The sequence below is a fragment of the Pseudomonas saxonica genome, assembly GCF_007858365.1.
GTDB lineage: Bacteria > Pseudomonadota > Gammaproteobacteria > Pseudomonadales > Pseudomonadaceae > Aquipseudomonas > Aquipseudomonas saxonica.
This window is the reverse complement of the sequence record NZ_VFIO01000001.1, coordinates 835,849-851,477: the sequence shown is the minus strand read 5'-3', so window position 1 is coordinate 851,477 and position 15,629 is coordinate 835,849. Positions and strand designations below refer to the sequence as shown.

The 15,629-nt window shown below is 57.3% G+C and carries 14 protein-coding genes; 5 read left to right on the top strand and 9 right to left on the bottom strand.

Translation table 11 applies throughout. The features are described from left to right. Positions 1-100: 100 nt before the first annotated feature. Positions 101-1,630: an MDR family MFS transporter gene (locus tag FJD38_RS03970; RefSeq protein ID WP_146384011.1), complete on the bottom strand. Its 1,530-nt coding sequence runs from the start codon at positions 1,628-1,630 to the stop codon at positions 101-103. A 516-nt stretch (positions 1,631-2,146) separates the two neighbouring features. Here FJD38_RS03970 and FJD38_RS03965 point away from each other — a divergent pair. Beyond that, positions 2,147-3,031 carry an MBL fold metallo-hydrolase gene (locus FJD38_RS03965; protein ID WP_122784667.1) on the top strand — a complete coding sequence of 295 codons (885 nt, stop codon included), beginning with the start codon at positions 2,147-2,149 and terminating at the stop codon, positions 3,029-3,031. A 13-nt stretch (positions 3,032-3,044) separates the two neighbouring features. Here FJD38_RS03965 and FJD38_RS03960 read toward each other — a convergent pair whose 3' ends face one another. After that, a complete protein-coding gene (locus FJD38_RS03960; RefSeq protein WP_146384009.1) occupies positions 3,045-3,941 on the bottom strand; it encodes a LysR substrate-binding domain-containing protein in 897 nt (298 codons plus the stop codon). A 112-nt stretch (positions 3,942-4,053) separates the two neighbouring features. Between FJD38_RS03960 and FJD38_RS03955 the strand changes: the two genes are divergently transcribed. Then, positions 4,054-5,676, top strand: a complete 1,623-nt coding sequence (locus FJD38_RS03955; RefSeq protein ID WP_146384007.1) for a 5-guanidino-2-oxopentanoate decarboxylase — start codon at positions 4,054-4,056, stop codon at positions 5,674-5,676. 62 nt (positions 5,677-5,738) lie between these two features. Here FJD38_RS03955 and FJD38_RS03950 read toward each other — a convergent pair whose 3' ends face one another. Then, the gene (locus FJD38_RS03950; RefSeq protein ID WP_146384005.1) at positions 5,739-6,668 is read right to left on the bottom strand and encodes an AraC family transcriptional regulator; all 930 of its coding nucleotides are present in this window, start codon (positions 6,666-6,668) and stop codon (positions 5,739-5,741) included. A gap of 312 nt (positions 6,669-6,980) precedes the next feature. Here FJD38_RS03950 and FJD38_RS03945 point away from each other — a divergent pair, with 312 nt between their 5' ends. After that, a complete protein-coding gene (locus FJD38_RS03945; protein ID WP_122784892.1) occupies positions 6,981-7,310 on the top strand; it encodes a putative quinol monooxygenase in 330 nt (109 codons plus the stop codon). Between the two features lie 40 nt (positions 7,311-7,350). Beyond that, positions 7,351-7,584: a hypothetical protein gene (locus FJD38_RS03940; protein ID WP_146384003.1), complete on the top strand. Its 234-nt coding sequence runs from the start codon at positions 7,351-7,353 to the stop codon at positions 7,582-7,584. Here the strand turns inward: FJD38_RS03940 and FJD38_RS03935 are convergent, their stop codons facing one another. Beyond that, positions 7,585-8,205 carry a flavin reductase family protein gene (locus tag FJD38_RS03935; protein ID WP_122784662.1) on the bottom strand — a complete coding sequence of 207 codons (621 nt, stop codon included), beginning with the start codon at positions 8,203-8,205 and terminating at the stop codon, positions 7,585-7,587. A 228-nt stretch (positions 8,206-8,433) separates the two neighbouring features. Further along, positions 8,434-8,691 (bottom strand): hypothetical protein, encoded by a 258-nt coding sequence (locus tag FJD38_RS03930; protein ID WP_122784661.1) that lies wholly within the window; start codon positions 8,689-8,691, stop codon positions 8,434-8,436. A 375-nt stretch (positions 8,692-9,066) separates the two neighbouring features. On the opposite strand from FJD38_RS03930, the gene FJD38_RS03925 reads away from it, so the two are divergent. Then, complete coding sequence (locus FJD38_RS03925) at positions 9,067-9,822, top strand: COG4705 family protein (RefSeq protein WP_146384001.1); 756 nt, start codon at positions 9,067-9,069, stop codon at positions 9,820-9,822. A 50-nt stretch (positions 9,823-9,872) separates the two neighbouring features. Here FJD38_RS03925 and FJD38_RS03920 read toward each other — a convergent pair whose 3' ends face one another. The 4 genes from FJD38_RS03920 to FJD38_RS03905 form a co-directional block, all read right to left on the bottom strand. Further along, positions 9,873-11,195: an MFS transporter gene (locus FJD38_RS03920; RefSeq protein ID WP_122784659.1), complete on the bottom strand. Its 1,323-nt coding sequence runs from the start codon at positions 11,193-11,195 to the stop codon at positions 9,873-9,875. Positions 11,196-11,507: 312 nt separating this feature from the next. Then, positions 11,508-12,842, bottom strand: a complete 1,335-nt coding sequence (locus FJD38_RS03915; RefSeq protein ID WP_146383999.1) for a sigma-54-dependent transcriptional regulator — start codon at positions 12,840-12,842, stop codon at positions 11,508-11,510. Between the two features lie 3 nt (positions 12,843-12,845). Then, positions 12,846-14,600 carry an ATP-binding protein gene (locus FJD38_RS03910; protein WP_146383997.1) on the bottom strand — a complete coding sequence of 585 codons (1,755 nt, stop codon included), beginning with the start codon at positions 14,598-14,600 and terminating at the stop codon, positions 12,846-12,848. Positions 14,601-14,775: 175 nt separating this feature from the next. Further along, positions 14,776-15,510, bottom strand: a complete 735-nt coding sequence (locus FJD38_RS03905) for a 4'-phosphopantetheinyl transferase family protein (RefSeq protein WP_122784891.1) — start codon at positions 15,508-15,510, stop codon at positions 14,776-14,778. Positions 15,511-15,629 lie beyond the last annotated feature (119 nt).

The window sequence follows — 15,629 nt, the reverse complement described above, 5'->3', positions numbered from 1 at the left end:
CCAACAGCGAAACCACCGCGCTGACAGTCAACAAATGGCTGATTGGTGGTGTTGCGCAAATCAGCCTCTGCTTTTAATCCCCTCTCCCTCCGGGAGAGGGTTAGGGTGAGGGGCTTTTGACCTTGTCGCCCCGCCCGCGAAGCAGTTGATTGGGCATGGCAATCGCCGCACTCAACCCCAGCAGTGAAACCACCGCGCTGACAGTCAACAAATGGCGGAATGTCTGCAGCAGCTCCAGCCGCAGGTCATCCAGCGCTGGCCCTTGCACGGCGTTTAAACCATCCAGCAGCACATTGCCCGAACTGCCTTCACCCAGCAGTGGCTGACCCGTAACAGGTGCCAGCAATGAGTCATGCAGCAGCGCGAGCAACAAGGCTGACATCAACGCCACGCCCATGGCGCCACCCAGTGAGCGAAACAGGTTCGTGGTGCTGGTGGCCACACCAATATCATGCTGTTGCACCGAGTTCTGCGCGCCCACCAGTGACGTCGGAAACTGCATGCCCGCGGCTATTCCGCTCAACAACATGAATACGCCACTCAACACCTCGGCACTCGGGGGGCTAAAGGCCATGCCCAAAATGCTAAATGGCATCAGTGCCGCACCTGTCAGAATCATCGGTTTGTAACGCCCGGTCACCGATGTCATGCGCCCGGCAAAGTAAGCGCCCATCGGTAAACCCATTGCCAGAGGCAGCAGGTGTAACGCCGCACTGTCTGCCCCGGCCCCGGTGATGCTTTGATACCGCAGTGGCATCAACACAATCAGCGAAATTGCCTGAAAACTGGTGAAGAACACCGTGCACCAGCACAACACGGCATTGCGATTGGCAAACAAGTGCATGGGCAGCAAGGGTTCTATAGTGCGGCGCTCGTGCCACACAAACAGTGCCAGAGCACTCACGGCAGCCACCAGCAGGCCCATCACCTGATCGCCATGCCAGCTGTAGCCTTGGCCGATAAAGGTGATACCCAGCAGCAATGACGTCAGGCCGATGATCATCAGGACTGTGCCGGCATAATCAATGATCGGTTTGCGTTGTGGGACGGGTAGCCCGATCAGCGTGCGATGGGAAATCCACAGCGCCGCAAGGCCAAGAGGCAAGTTGATCAAAAATACCCAGCGCCAGGATAGGAATTCAGTCATGTAGCCGCCCAGTACGGGGCCGGCAACGCTGGCCACGGCGTACATGCTGCTGAAGTAGCCCTGATAGCGACCGCGCTCACGGGGCGGCACGATGTCGCCGATAATCGCCTGACTGACTGAGATCATGCCGCCCGCGCCAATGCCCTGAATGATCCGGGCCAGCACCAGTTGTTCCATATTTTGCGCAAGCCCGCAAAACAGCGAGGCCAGGGTAAAAACACTCATGCCAAACAGCATCAAGCGCCGACGTCCGTATAAATCCCCCAGCTTGCCGTAAATCGGCACGGCCACTGTCATTGCCACCATGTAGCCGGAAATTACCCACGCCAATTGGCTGACGTCCTTGAATTGAGAGGAAATCGCGGGTATCGAAACGGCTACGATGGTCTGGTCGAGTGCACCCAGGAATATCGCCAGCATCAGGGCAATCAGAATGCTGCGAATGGAGGGTTTTGGCGAGGCGGGCTGATGCAAGCTGGTCACGAAGAATCCCTGGGGGGCAAATCTGATCAGTCTACTGGATAGACGTGCGCGCGAAAGCCCGGGAGGTACAGTCGTTCGTGATTAACTCAAACAGACCGAACTGAGATGATCAGTCCGGTCTGCGGGTATTACCTCAATGTGCTGAACATTGAGTTACAGTGCCCGCCATTGCAACTGACGGTAAATCCGGCTGCTTGACGCGTTTGTTCGGCGCGATAACACGCACTTGCAAACAGAGCAGCGGCAGCAAAAACGATAAACAGAGTCATGCATCTGGTTCTTGTTTTAGTGGTCATGGCGTTATCTCTCCTGCTTCATTCGGAGTCAGACCTAGACATCACACCTTTGAGGCTAGCTCAGACCCTGGTTCCTGCCATGTCAGTTGTACGAGTGGTCATGCGTAGGTTCATCCTTCAAATGGACTACCAGCGAGTCTTTGGATGAAGTGGCAGACGAAAGGCCAAGCGGTCACTAAGCTTGACCTAATGTTTACATCTATCCGCCGAGGAATGATTTATGTCGATAGTGCGAGTTTTACGACGTTTTTTCCTTAGCATGACTTTGCTGAGCCTCATGGCACAGGCCGTTGCAGCCACGGCGCCTTTGACCCTGGATGTTTACAACCCTGGAGATTCGGCAGCTTTTGCGGTGTCCTCAGTGCTGGTCAGCGGCGACAAAGAGGCCATTCTGATTGATGCCCAATTTGCCAAAACTCAGGCCCGGCAGGTGGTCGACAAGATTCGTAACAGTGGTAAAAACCTGACGACGATCTACATCAGCCACGGCGACCCAGATTACTACTTCGGCCTTGAAACCCTGGTCCAGGCCTTTCCGAATGCAAAGGTGGTTGCCTCGGGGCCGACCGTAGCTCATATCAATGAAACCAAAGACGCCAAACTGGCTTTTTGGGGGCCTCAAATGGGCGCGGATGTGCCCAGCCGCATCATTGTGCCCGAAGTGATGAAGGGCAATACCTTGACCCTTGAAGGCCATGAATTGGACGTCATGGGGCTTTCCGGCAGGCAACCGCAGCGCAGCTACGTGTGGATTCCGTCGCTCAAGGCAGTGGTAGGGGGTGTAGTGGTGGCAGACAAGCTGCATGTCTGGATGGCCGATACCCAAACGCCACAGTCACACAGGCAGTGGCTGGCGACCCTTAAACGCATCGAAAGTTTGCAGCCCGAGATTGTCGTACCCGGCCATTACCTGGGTGAAAACGACCGTTCTTTGGGCTCGGTTCACTTCACCCGCGACTACATCAAGGCCTTTGATGAAGAGACGCCCAAAGCCAGAAATTCAGCCGAGTTGATAGCTGCGATGAAAAAGCGTTATCCGAACCTGGGCGAAGAGTCTTCGCTGGAACTCAGCGCCAAAGTCGCCAAAGGCGAAGTGGAGTGGTGAGCCAGCGTGCCCTTTAACGAACGGGTCCTGGCGTTGAGTGAGCCTGAGTCAGCAACCACTCCATCAAGGCTCGCAACGGCGCCGAAGGTTCGCGCCGAGGCGGGCACACCAGGTAATAACCTGCGCCTGTCGCGACTTTGAAATCGAACGGCATCGCCAGATTGCCGGCCTGAAGGTCGTCGCCGATCAATGACAAGTCCCCAATCGCCACACCATTGCCTTGCGCCGCCACCGTCATGGCAAGGTCCAGGGTGTCAAAGTACTGGCTGTGGCGGATCAAAGACAGGTCGGCCCCCACTGCGTTTAGCCAGTTGTTCCAGTCCCGCTGGTCACGGCTGGGATGCAACAGCGTGTGGTATTCAAGGTCGGTCAGCGTGTTGATCGCAGCGCTGCCTTGTAACAAGTGCGGGGCGCACACGGGGGTGAGGTGCTCATCGAACAGGTGTTGGCCCTCGCGTTTAGGTCCGGGTACCGGACTGTAGACCACGGCGGCGTCGAAGGTTTCACGGCGAAAATCCACCCCGTGCTGAATGCTGCTGGTCAATTCCACCGGCACGTCGGGGCGTAGCATTTGCCACTGCTTGAGTTTGGGCAGCAGCCAGCGCTGCATGCAGGTCGGCGCCTTGATTTGCAATGGCGTGCGGCGTGTGCCGGTCTGCTCTATGGCTTCGCCAATCAAGTCGAATGCCTGTTCGATCCGAGGGTACAGCGCCTGACCTTGCTCAGTGAGGCTTAAGCCGCGTGCCAAACGATGAAAAAGCGAATAGCCCAGATGCTCTTCCAGCCCGGCAATCTGGCGGCTTACCGCACCTTGAGTGATATGCAGCTGCTCACCGGCGCGGGTGAAGTTGCAACATTGAGCCGTGATCATAAACGTGTGCAGCGCAGGGAGCGGCGGTAAGCGTTTCATTGGTGGGCAGCCATGAGTCCAGGACATGGCAAGTATGAGCAGGATTGCGTTGTGCGCGCCACACGTGCTCGCTTCAATAAAGGCTCAAAAGTAAATTAAAAAGGCAGGACACATGGCGACGTGCGGCGAAGTATTGGTCAAGTTGCTCGAGGCGTATGGTGTTGAGCAGGTGTTTGGCATCCCCGGTGTGCACACCGTTGAGTTATATCGCGGCCTTGCAGGTTCAACCATTCGTCACGTGACTCCCCGGCACGAGCAAGGTGCCGGGTTTATGGCTGATGGCTATGCGCGCACCAGCGGCAAACCGGGGGTGTGTTTCATCATCACCGGGCCGGGCATGACCAATATCACCACGGCGATGGGGCAAGCCTACGGCGACTCAATCCCGATGCTGGTGATTTCCAGTGTGCAGTCGCGCAGTCAGCTGGGCGGCGGGCGCGGCAAGCTGCATGAGTTGCCGAATCAGAGCGCAATGATGGCCGGCGTTGCCGCGTTTTCCCATACGCTTATGTCTGCGGCAGAGTTGCCGAGTGTGCTGGCGCGGGCGTTTGCCCTGTTTCAGGCGGGAAGGCCACGTCCGGTGCACATTGAAATCCCATTGGACGTACTGGTGGAAAATGCCGATGCATTACTCGCCAGTCATCCGGTCAGTGTTGCTCGTCCGGGCGCTGCGCCGGCGGCCATCGCCCAGATGAGCCAGCGCCTGGCCGACGCCCAACGTCCGCTGATACTGGCAGGCGGAGGGGCAATTGATGCCGCCGAGGCGCTCACGCGGTTGGCCGAACGACTCGGGGCGCCGGTAGCCTTGACCATTAACGCAAAGGGCATGTTGCCTTCCAGCCACCCCCTGTTGATTGGCTCTACCCAGTCATTGGTGGCGACCCGCGCGCTTGTGGCTGAAGCGGACGTGGTGCTGGCGATTGGCACGGAGCTGGCCGAGACCGATTACGACGTGACCTTCGCTGGCGGTTTCGAGATCCCGGGCGCGTTGTTGCGCATCGACATCGATCCGGATCAAACCGTGCGCAACTACCCGCCGACACTGGCGCTGGTGGCTGATGCCAAGCTGGCAGCGGAAGCCTTGCTGGCTGACCTCGAACATTTTTCACCACGCGATACCGATTGGGGCGCGGCGCGAGCCCAGCGTCTGCGCAGTGAGTTGGCCAGCAACTGGGATGCACCCACACGTGCGCAAACCCTCTTTTTGCAGACCGTTTTCGAGGTGTTGCCAGACGCTGTGTGTGTCGGTGACTCCACACAGCCGGTGTACACCGGCAATCTGACCTTCAACCCTGAACAACCACGGCGCTGGTTCAACTCATCAACCGGTTACGGCACGCTTGGTTATGCCTTGCCTGCCGCGGTGGGCGCTTGGCTGGGGCGTCGTGCTGATGGGCATGCGGGTGGTCCGGTGCTGTGCTTGATCGGCGATGGGGGTCTGCAATTTACCTTGAGCGAGCTGGCCAGTGCCGTCGAGGCGCGCACACCGATTATCGTGTTGCTTTGGAATAACCAGGGCTACGGGGAGATTAAAAAGTACATGCTCAACCGGGCCATTGAACCGGTGGGGGTGGATATTTATACCCCGGACTTTATAGCCGTGGCCAAAGCCCTGGGGTGTGCAGCGTTGACGGTTGAAGGACCCGCGCAGCTACGCACGGCCCTGGCCCGTGCCGGCGACCACGACGGCCCGACCCTTATCGAGGTCGATGAACAGCGTTGGCAACACGCCTAGAGTCGCGTATCAAATTTAGCCAGCGACGCGGCTTGCAATGATGCGGGAACAGACCCTGGGCACTATGAAGTCATACGCAGGCGCGCCAGATCCCGTACAGGCGGTGCGCCAAACTGACGGCTGTACTCGCGGCTGAACTGTGAGGGGCTCTCATAACCCACGCGATAGCCTGCGGCCGAAGCATCAAGCCCTTCACTGAGCATCAGCCGCCTCGCTTCGTTGAGTCGCAGTTGTTTTTGATACTGCAACGGGCTCATCGCGGTGACTGACTTGAACCGGTGGTGCAGGGTCGAGACGCTCAAGTTGGCTTCGCGGGCCAGATTGTCGATGCGCAGGGGTTGTTCAAAGTTGCCGTTGAGCCAGGAAATAGCCCGAGTGACGCGGTGTGCCTGGCTGTTTTCGCTGGCGATTTCATACAGGCGATAGCCCTGTGGGCTGCGCAACAGCCGGTACAGAATCTCGCGGCGGATCAAGGGGGCCAACATGGCGATGTCTTTCGGCGTGTCGAGCAGGCGCGTCAGTCGCAACAAGGCATCCAGCATCGGCTGATCGATAGGCTCGACGTACAGTCCACGCCCGGCCGGTTTGGACGGTACGCCCATCGGGCCTGCATCGCTGATCAGTGTAGATATCTCCAGTGGGTCAATGTCCAGACGCAATGCCAGTACGGGACGTTCAGAGGACACTTCCAGCACACGGCCACTGATCGGCATCGACACCGAGACCACCAGGTAATTAAGCGGGTCATAGGCGAAGTGCTCATCTCCCAGTCTGACCTCTTTGCGGCCTTGAGCCATGATGCACAGCGCCGGTTTCGGCAAGCTGGGAGCGAAGTCGCTCGCGACGCTGTAGCGCGACACAAATAAGGCGTCGACCTGCGTTGTAAACGAACCATCCTGCGCCGCGTGACGGTGAATCAGGTCGGCCAGTTCCACGCGCTGTTTTTCAAGCGCAGGATCGAGCGCGGGGTGCGGCGGTTCCAGTAACGACATGCAGAACTTCCTCATTAAGACCGTAGAGACACAGCTTATGTTTGTGCAAGGAGCAGGGGTAGGCAATTTCTGCCGTAGTCTTGCCTGATCCTGTCGGAGTCAGTCGTTATTGCGCCAATACATCCACTGTGAGCCCTGAGTATTGCTCGAAATGGCGTAAGGCGCTGCTGCCATGGGCTCGGGCAATGTCGATCACGTCCTGTGTGCTTTTGCAGAATTGTGCAAGCCTTGGGCAGGAATTGACTAACGGCGCGGAGGGCTGGGCTTTAAGCTTTGAACCTTGCCACGGTCATTTTCAGTGTGGAGGCCACCATGCCCCAGTCCCATTGCGTCAGTCATACCACTCGGGTGCATGCCCGCGCCGGATGCTCGGTTCAAGTACAGGCGTGCCTCATGCGCGTGATAGAACCCACGTTGAAGACGCCGGGCTGCCTGCACTTTGCCTTGCAGCAATGCGACAGCGATCCGTTGTTGTGGCAAATTGCCGGCTATTGGCAAGACGAATGTGCCATGCAGGCTTACTTCAACTCCTCGGTGATGGAGGTCTACAGCGTACTGCTTAACGAGCAGATGATTGAACGCCTGGAGTTCCAGACGTTCACCGAAGAGGTTGCGGTCCCGATGCAGAAACACGCAGGTTAAGCGGGTAGAATGCCGACTTTAAATGGTCGGAATGTAAACCATGGCACGTAAAGAATTTGCACAGTTTGAAGCGGTAGCGGCGGTTGTCCCGGTAGAACCCGGTGTTTACCACGCCGCTATTGCAGTCAAAGCGCTGTACGAAGGTGGGGCACCGCGTTTTCATAAAATATTGCCTGACCAGACCTTCAAGACCGCCACTGCGGCCGATGCTGCCGCAACGCAACAGCTTGACGTGTTGCAAGGCGTCACTGAAGACGCCGAGCTGGTCTGGTAATCAACGTGGGCGGTGCATTTTGAACAATGCCTCGGGGCCCAGCTGGAAATAGTCCGCCGGGCCACCGCCACGCAAAATAGGCTCGGCAGCTGCCGTGTCGTAAATCCCGTCTTTAAGCAGGTGTTTGGCGATATGCACTGCCACCACCTCCCCCAAAATCAGCCAGCTAGGTACGAGTTCCTTATCGGCCCTTTGTAACTGAATGATCTGTGTGACCTTGCATTCAAACGATACGGGTGTCTCGGCGACACGTGGCACGCTCACGACACGTGAGGCGGCAGTGGTCAGTCCGGCCAGCTCGAACTCATTGATGTCAGGTGCAACCATTGCGCAGCTTTGGTTCATCGCCTCAGCCAGAGGACGTGTGGCCAGGTTCCAGACGAACTCGCCGGTTTGCTCAATGTTATTGAGGCTGTCTTTGCGGCCCACACTGCAAAACCCGATGATCGGCGGGATGTAGTTGAACGCGTTGAAAAAGCTGTAGGGCGCAAGATTCAAACGGCCTTCGGCGTCGTGCGACGAAATCCAGCCAATGGGGCGCGGCCCGACAATGGCATTGAACGGATCATGGGGCAGGCCGTGCCCCTGGGAAGGTTCGTAGAAATGGATATCGTCAGACATGGGCAGAATCCGCATACGCCGAAATAGAGGGCTCATATAGTGCGGGGCATTTCGCCCAATGACAAAGCCTGTCTTGACTCTGTAGCCGCTGGCGCAGGATGCGAAGGGGGAGCTCCCCGTGTCTCTCAACTCATTATTACGTTCACTGCGCAATCAGCGACACGCTTTCAGGTGCCCCAAAAATGACTAAGCCCGGCCGAAGCCGGGCTACTCAGCCTGCCGCAGGGGTTAGCTGAAGCGAGCGCCATTGGTGTTGTCATAGCCATCTTCTGCAAAAGAAGCTGAATGAGTGTGATCGTAGCCATCTTCAGCAAAGGTGGCGGAGTGCGTACGGTCATAACCGTCAGCAGCAACAGTGGCAGAACCGGTGCGGCTATAGCCATCTTCAGCAAAGCTCGAAGAGTGTGTGCGGTCATAACCATCAGCGGCAAAGGAATTGAACGCCAGAACCGACAGGGCAGCGGCGAGGATTAATTGAGTTTTCATGGTAAGGCTCCTTGGTTCAGTTGGGCGGTATGCCCTGGGTATGGGTTTAAGACTACGCCGAATAATTTGATTAAAAAGCGCAAAAAATCGCAGATAGTAATCAGTTAATTCGATGTGTTAGCCCGCGCTTTATCACGTGATGAATGCCTGTTAATGCCCTGGTGGGCCGTTCACAAGGCTGTCATAGGTGCGAGTGGGCTAAGGGTGAGGATGCGCTAGCAGTATTAACGGGCCATTAATTTGCACAAAAGCCTGCCCTGACGGGCTTTTCATCTGTGCATTACCTATTTTTCACTCCCTGAGCGCCAGTCTTCAGCCGTGCATATGTCGCTACTGGATGCGGCATTGCAACCCGCCAACTGGAGCCTTGAGCCTATGAATAAACTTCCCCAGATCACCCTTGCGTTTTGGGTGATGAAAATCTGCGCCACGACACTGGGTGAGACGGCAGGTGATTTGCTGTCGATGACCCTGAATGTAGGGTATGCCGTCAGTTCGCTGATCCTTATCAGTGTTTTTGTGCTGACCCTGCTGACTCAACTATTTTCCAGGACCTACAACCCTGTGCTGTATTGGCTGGTGATTCTGTCCACGAGTACAGCAGGTACAACGATGTCCGATTTTATGGACCGCTCGTTGGGGTTAGGTTACGCAACAGGCTCGTTGATTCTGGTATCGATTCTGGTGGCCATTTTTGCCGCGTGGAAATGGAGCGGGGAGTCGCTCAATGTCAGCAAGGTTCAATCGCGGCGTGGGGAGATGTTTTACTGGATGGCGATTTTGTTTTCCAACACCTTGGGAACGGCGCTGGGGGACTATCTGGCCGATGACTCAGGGCTAGGCTTTGCGGGCGGGGCGTTGTTTATAGGCGCGACCATTGCGGTCGTGGTGCTGGCGCGCTACTTCACCCAACTGTCTTCAGTGGTGCTGTTCTGGGTCGCGTTTGTACTGACACGTCCTTTTGGGGCTACTCTGGGCGACTTCCTGACCAAGCCACATGACAAAGGCGGACTGGACTTCGGCACGGTAGGTTCGTCAGTGGTACTGGCCGCTATATTGCTGGTGATGATTGCGGGTGCCGCTTATGCCAAAAATAAGCGCTCTCAGCCAGCCCTGGCTGAGTTGTCTTAGGCGATGACGCCCTGCAGGAACGACCGGTGGCGTTCCTGCAGGTAGTAGGTTTAATCGGTTTCGATGCGCGAGTGCTTGCGGGTGTCTTTCATGGTCACGTAGACCATCAGTGAGCAGGCAATACAGCCGGTGACGTACCAGTAGTAGCCAGTCTCCATGCCGGAACTTTTAAACCACAAGGCGATGTATTCGGCCGTACCGCCGAAAATCGACACGGTCAATGCATACGGCAGACCTACGCCCAGTGCACGAATTTCGGTCGGGAACAGCTCTGCTTTCACCACTGCGTTGATCGAGGTGTAACCGCTGACAATGATCAGCGCCGCCATAATCAGGAAGAACGCGCCCCACCAGGTGGTGATGGTGTGCAGCGTGGTCAGGATCGGGTAGGTGAAGAGTGTGCCCAGTACGCCAAAGGCAATCAGGATCGGACGACGGCCAATCTTGTCCGACAGCCCGCCCACCAATGGTTGTATGCACATGAACAGGAACAACGTGGCGGCCGAGATGGTGGTGGAGTCCGAGATGCTCATGCCCACCGTGTTCACCAGGTACTTCTGCATGTACGTGGTGTAGGTGTAAAACGCCAGCGTTCCGCCCATGGTCAGACCCACAACGGTCAACAGCTCTTTTGGATGCCGCATCAGGGTGCGCATGGCGCTTTCTTTAGGTTTGGTTTTGACCTTTTTGAATGATTCAGTCTCTTCCATGCCCCGTCGCAGGTACAAGGCAACCACAGCGCAGAGCGCGCCGATTACAAACGGAATACGCCAGCCCCAGCTGTAAAGCTGTTCTTCAGTCAGGGTTTGTTGCAGCACGATCAACACGCCCAGTGCGATGAGCTGACCCGAGATCAGCGTCACGTATTGGAAGCTTGAGAAGAAGCCGCGTCGCTCTTTGGTGGCCATTTCGCTCAGATAAGTGGCCGAGGTGCCGTATTCGCCACCCACTGACAAACCTTGCAGCAGACGGGCAAACACCAGCAGAACGGGTGCCCAGACGCCGATGGTTTCGTAACCGGGGGACAGTGCAATCAGCAGCGAGCCGAAGCACATCAGCAACACCGAAGCCATCAATGCAGCTTTGCGGCCTTTACGGTCTGCGTACAGGCCCATCAGCCAGCCGCCGATAGGGCGCATCAAAAAGCCCACGGCGAAGATGGCGGCGGTATTGAGCAACTGAGCGGTGGTGTCGCCTTTAGGGAAAAAGGCCTTGGCGAAGTACAGCGAGAAGGCGGCGTAGACGTACCAGTCGTACCACTCGACCATGTTGCCGACGGAGCCACTGAAGATGGATTTAATGCGGCTGGAAGTGGTTCTTACTTTTGGAGCCGCAGACGCGGCCCCGGCAGGCAGGGTGCTTGAATTGTCCATTGAATGGATCCTTTTTTTCTTGGTTTTGTTATAGCGCGACAAAACGCGAGCTTGCGGGGCTATAGCAGGAGTTGTGCCAAGGCTGTAAGGCCCTGTTTATTGGGGGATGGGTCAAGAAGTGAGCGGAAATCCGCTGGTTTTCGGCGGGTGATGAGCGGAAATCCGCCGAACATCATAAGCCCCTCACCCCAGCCCTCTCCCAGAGGGAGAGGGGGTTTGGAGAGGAGGGGTTCATTGAGGGGGGATTTTAAATTCGCGCGCGGTCAGTCCCCTCTCCCTCTGGGAGAGGGCTAGGGTGAGGGTTGCAGGGGGTTACTCGATCATCAAAAACGTCTCACGCACCAACCCATGGCGCTGCATTTTTTCATTCAGCGTGCGGCGCGGCAGTTGCAGTTCGTGTAACACCGCTTTGATATCGCCTTTGTGCCGCGTCAGCGCGGCCCGCAAACAATGCGCTTCAAAGGCTTCCTGCTGCGCAACCAGCGATTGGCTGGCGTCAATGTCATCGAACTGAGGGTCGTCCAGGCCCAGTACATGACGTTCGGCGACGTTAGCCAGTTCACGCACATTACCCGGCCAACTGTGGCTCAGCAGGTACGACAGTTGCCCCCCGGTCAAGGGCGCGGCACTGCGTTCCATGCGTTGCGCCGCATGCTGGGAAAAAAAGTCATAGAGCATGGGAATGTCTTCGCGACGCTCACGTAGCGGCGCCAAACGCAATTCAGCCACCGTCAGGCGATACGCCAGATCTTCACGAAAACGGCCAGCGCGGGCCTCGTCGAGAAGGTCGGGCTTGGTCGCTGCAACCACCCGCAAGTCGACATGGATGCTCTGGTTGGAACCCAGTCTTTCGAGTTTTTGTTCCTGTAGGACCCTCAGCAGTTTGGCTTGCTGAGCCAGTGGCATGCTTTCGATTTCGTCGAGAAACAATGTACCGCCGTCGGCGTATTCCAACTTGCCAATGCGCTTGCCCTGCGCGCCGGTGAATGCGCCGTTTTCATGGCCAAACAGCTCGGCCTCAAACAAGTGCTCAGGTATGGCCGCGCAGTTCAGGGCCACAAAAGGTTTGTCGGCACGCGGGCCAAAATCATGCAGGCAACGGGCAACCAACTCTTTGCCGCTGCCGGTTTCACCGCGGATCAGCACGTTTACCGGCAATGGTGCCAAATCAGTGATTTGCCTGCGCAGGGTCTGCAAGCTGCGCGAGACGCCGAGCAACCGCCCCTCTATCTGTTCGCGCCGGGCGGCCTGCTCGTGCAAACGGCGGTTTTCCAGCACCAGTTGGCGCTTTTCGAGGGCGCGGCGCAGGCTGCTTAACAACGCTTCAGGGCTGAAGGGTTTTTCGAGAAAGTCATAAGCGCCATCGCGCATGGCTTCAACGGCCATGGGCACATCGCCGTGCCCGGTCAGTAAAATGACTGGCAGATCCTGGTCAAACTGCTGCAAGCGCGACAATAGGGCCAACCCACCCATGCCCGGCATGCGTACATCACTGACAATCACTCCAGCAAAGTGCGCTGGCAATTGGTTGAGGCATTCTTCGGCACAGCTGAACAACTGAACTTCAAAGCCACTCAGGCTTAGCCATTGTTCAACCGCATTGCGAATGCTGGCCTCATCATCAATCACGATCACCGAGTTGAGCATGTTTCATGATTCCTGTGCGACAGGCAGCGTCAGCGTGAACTGCGCGCCATCGGCATGATTACAAGCGGTCAGACGACCACCGATTTCGTGAACAATGGCGTAAGACACGGCCAGGCCCAAGCCCAATCCTTCGCCTACAGGTTTGGTGGTGAAAAATGGATCGAAGACTTTACCCAAATGCTCATCACTCATCCCGCCACCGCTGTCGCTCACGGTCAAATACCACAGCTGTTGATCGGCCTTGATGCGGACTTCCAAATGTTTGCAGGGTTTGTCGCGCAGGGCATCCAGTGCGTTGCGCAGCAGGTTGATGAGCACTTGCTCCAGACGGATCGCGTCGCCGCGTACCCACGCCGGGCGTATCAGGTCAACCTTCAGGTCGATAGAATCTTCGTTCAATCGCGGCTCCAGCAAGTGCAAGGCTTGATCGACAACGCTCGCCAGATCCAGCCTTTCGCGTAAACCACTTGGGCTTTGCCGGGCGTACGTTTTTAGATGACCAGTGAGTGCGGCCATTCTGGTGAGCATCTGCTCCAGGGGGGCCAGAGCTTTGTAGGCGTCGTCGATACGGCCGTGATCCAGCAGCAGGCGCAGGGTTGCCAACTGCATGCGTTGGGCGGTCAGTGGTTGATTGATTTCGTGGGCCAATGCCGCCGACATTTGGCCTAATGCCGCGAGTTTGGCGGATTGCACAAGGCCATCTTGCGCGGTACGCAGATCGCGGGTTCGGGCCTGAACCAATTGCTCAAGTTCTTCGCGGTTGCGCTGGCGCAAACGATCGAGCCGCCAGCGTTGCAGTAAAAAAAGGGCCAAAAACACCAGCGCCAACCACAACCCGATGGCCGCCAGGGCCGCGTTGCGGCTGTCTTCGGACGCCAACTGCGGCTGACGCAGCAAGTGCAGAGTCCAGTCCTCTGGATTCAGCGCCTGGCTCTCCCACAAGTAGTCGGACGGCCCTGACGGGCTGTCAACGCGAGTCAGGTAGCTGTTATCGGCAAAACTGCGCAGAGTGTGAGTGGGCAGCAGTGTCAGAGGTTGTTTGTCGTATTGGCGCGTTTGAGTTATCTCGCTGAGATCACGGTCACTCAATTCACGCAGATGTCGGTAGCGCCAGCCCGGTTGGTTGGCAATAAACACAATGCCGCGCTTATCGGTCACAAGCAGCGTGTCGTTACCCTGGCTCCATTCGCGTTCCAGTTCCGGGAACTCCAGCTTGACCACCATCGCCCCCAGAAAACGACCGTCTGCAGCCCGTACCGCACTGGACATAAAGTAGCCCGGAATGCCGCTGGTTACGCCCACTGCATAGAAGCTGCCTGTGCCCTGATCGCGTGTCTGGCTGAAATAAGGGCGAAAGCCATAGTTGTGGCCGACATAACTGTTGGAGGTGTTCCAATTGCTGGCGGCTACGGCCAGGCCAGTGCTGTCGAGCAATTCAAGGGTCGAAGACTGTGCAGCACCGTTGATACGTTCCAGTTTTCGGTTGAGCTGCGCTTGTCCTGCAGGCGTGACGGGCTGTTCAAGTGCCGCAATCAGCTCGGGATCCAAGGCCAGCACGGCTGGCAATGCACGGTAGCGCTCGATCACTGTGTGCAACGAGTTGGCATACAAGTTGAGCTGTTCGGGGCCGCGGCTTACGCTTTGCTCCAGCGCATGCTGCCGTGCCTGGCTCCACGCCCATGTACCCGCGATGGCAGCACCGATCAAAATCAATGCGGTGTACAGGATTAAGCGGGAAAAACGCGACGGCATAGGCATGGTGACACTGTGCTCGATTAGGGGGCGCAAACCATAGCATGGCGCCGTGGCGGGCCAAAAAAGACATGAACCCCCACGGGTACAGTGCCCGTTGTGCCTGTTCGGGCATGCGCAATGATCGCTTGGGGGGCAGGCGATATGCGGCCTGATTCAAGCGCAGAGCCGCTAGGTGGGGTTAAACGGCGTTCGCCCTGATCGCCACGACACTCAGCAATTGCCCTTCAAATACGCAGAACTGGGCATCCAGCTCCCGCCCATTGGGCCATTCGGGTGACAAGTCAGTGAGCAGGCGCATGCGTACGTGACCCGCTGGGGTCCAGTTGAGTACTTCAGCGTGTTCAAAATAGAAGCGTTTTTGCACCAGCGGATAGAGGGCCTTGAACAGGCTTTCTTTGACCGAAAAGGTCAGCGTCACGACATGCCCCACGGATTGTGCGGGCGTGGATGCCATGCGGTGCAGTTCAGCCGGCGTGAGAATCTCTTTGGCGAGACGCTGGGCGCGTTCGTCAGTGAGTACGTTTTCGAGGTCGATACCCACGCTGGACCAGTCCCTTTTCAATGCAACCAGTGCGGCTGCACGGCCATTGCTGTGGGTGATTGATCCGCAAATATGCGCAGGCCACTGCGGCGCACGGTCTTCGCCAATGCCCGGTGTCGCGAGGGTGCCATCCAGTTGCAACAACGCTGCGCGGGCGCACAAGCGTCCAGCCAGATATTCGGCTTGGCGTTTGGTAACCGAGCGTTGAATACTGGCGGGCATTGCAACGGCTGTGCGTGCAAAATCATCGGCAGTGAGCTGTGCCGGGGTGAACTCAGTGCTTGCCCACACGCTGCCAGGCAGCGCTTGGGGCAATGGCCAGTCGGTGCGCAATGGGGTGCAACAGGCGGGCAGGGCGAAGGGTCGATTCATGGCGGGCATTTTGCCGGGTCTTGATCAGCCTGGGTAGCCTAAGATGACCTGTGCATGTTCAGAGTCTGTTCAGGGCCAACCCCGTATGGTGGCCCTGTGCAATGGGTGATGAGGCCTTA

Bases quoted from the DNA above. Each gene is read 5' to 3' on its own strand.
- FJD38_RS03915 (WP_146383999.1), bottom strand. From the start codon at position 12,842: ATGCTCAACTCGGTGATCGTGATTGATGATGAGGCCAGCATTCGCAAT.
- FJD38_RS03955 (WP_146384007.1), top strand. From the start codon at position 4,054: ATGGCGACGTGCGGCGAAGTATTGGTCAAGTTGCTCGAGGCGTATGGT.
- FJD38_RS03920 (WP_122784659.1), bottom strand. From the start codon at position 11,195: ATGGACAATTCAAGCACCCTGCCTGCCGGGGCCGCGTCTGCGGCTCCA.
- FJD38_RS03930 (WP_122784661.1), bottom strand. From the start codon at position 8,691: ATGAAAACTCAATTAATCCTCGCCGCTGCCCTGTCGGTTCTGGCGTTC.
- FJD38_RS03960 (WP_146384009.1), bottom strand. From the start codon at position 3,941: ATGAAACGCTTACCGCCGCTCCCTGCGCTGCACACGTTTATGATCACG.
- FJD38_RS03925 (WP_146384001.1), top strand. From the start codon at position 9,067: ATGAATAAACTTCCCCAGATCACCCTTGCGTTTTGGGTGATGAAAATC.
- FJD38_RS03905 (WP_122784891.1), bottom strand. From the start codon at position 15,510: ATGAATCGACCCTTCGCCCTGCCCGCCTGTTGCACCCCATTGCGCACC.
- FJD38_RS03935 (WP_122784662.1), bottom strand. From the start codon at position 8,205: ATGTCTGACGATATCCATTTCTACGAACCTTCCCAGGGGCACGGCCTG.
- FJD38_RS03910 (WP_146383997.1), bottom strand. From the start codon at position 14,600: ATGCCTATGCCGTCGCGTTTTTCCCGCTTAATCCTGTACACCGCATTG.
- FJD38_RS03950 (WP_146384005.1), bottom strand. From the start codon at position 6,668: ATGTCGTTACTGGAACCGCCGCACCCCGCGCTCGATCCTGCGCTTGAA.
- FJD38_RS03940 (WP_146384003.1), top strand. From the start codon at position 7,351: ATGGCACGTAAAGAATTTGCACAGTTTGAAGCGGTAGCGGCGGTTGTC.
- FJD38_RS03965 (WP_122784667.1), top strand. From the start codon at position 2,147: ATGTCGATAGTGCGAGTTTTACGACGTTTTTTCCTTAGCATGACTTTG.
- FJD38_RS03945 (WP_122784892.1), top strand. From the start codon at position 6,981: ATGCCCCAGTCCCATTGCGTCAGTCATACCACTCGGGTGCATGCCCGC.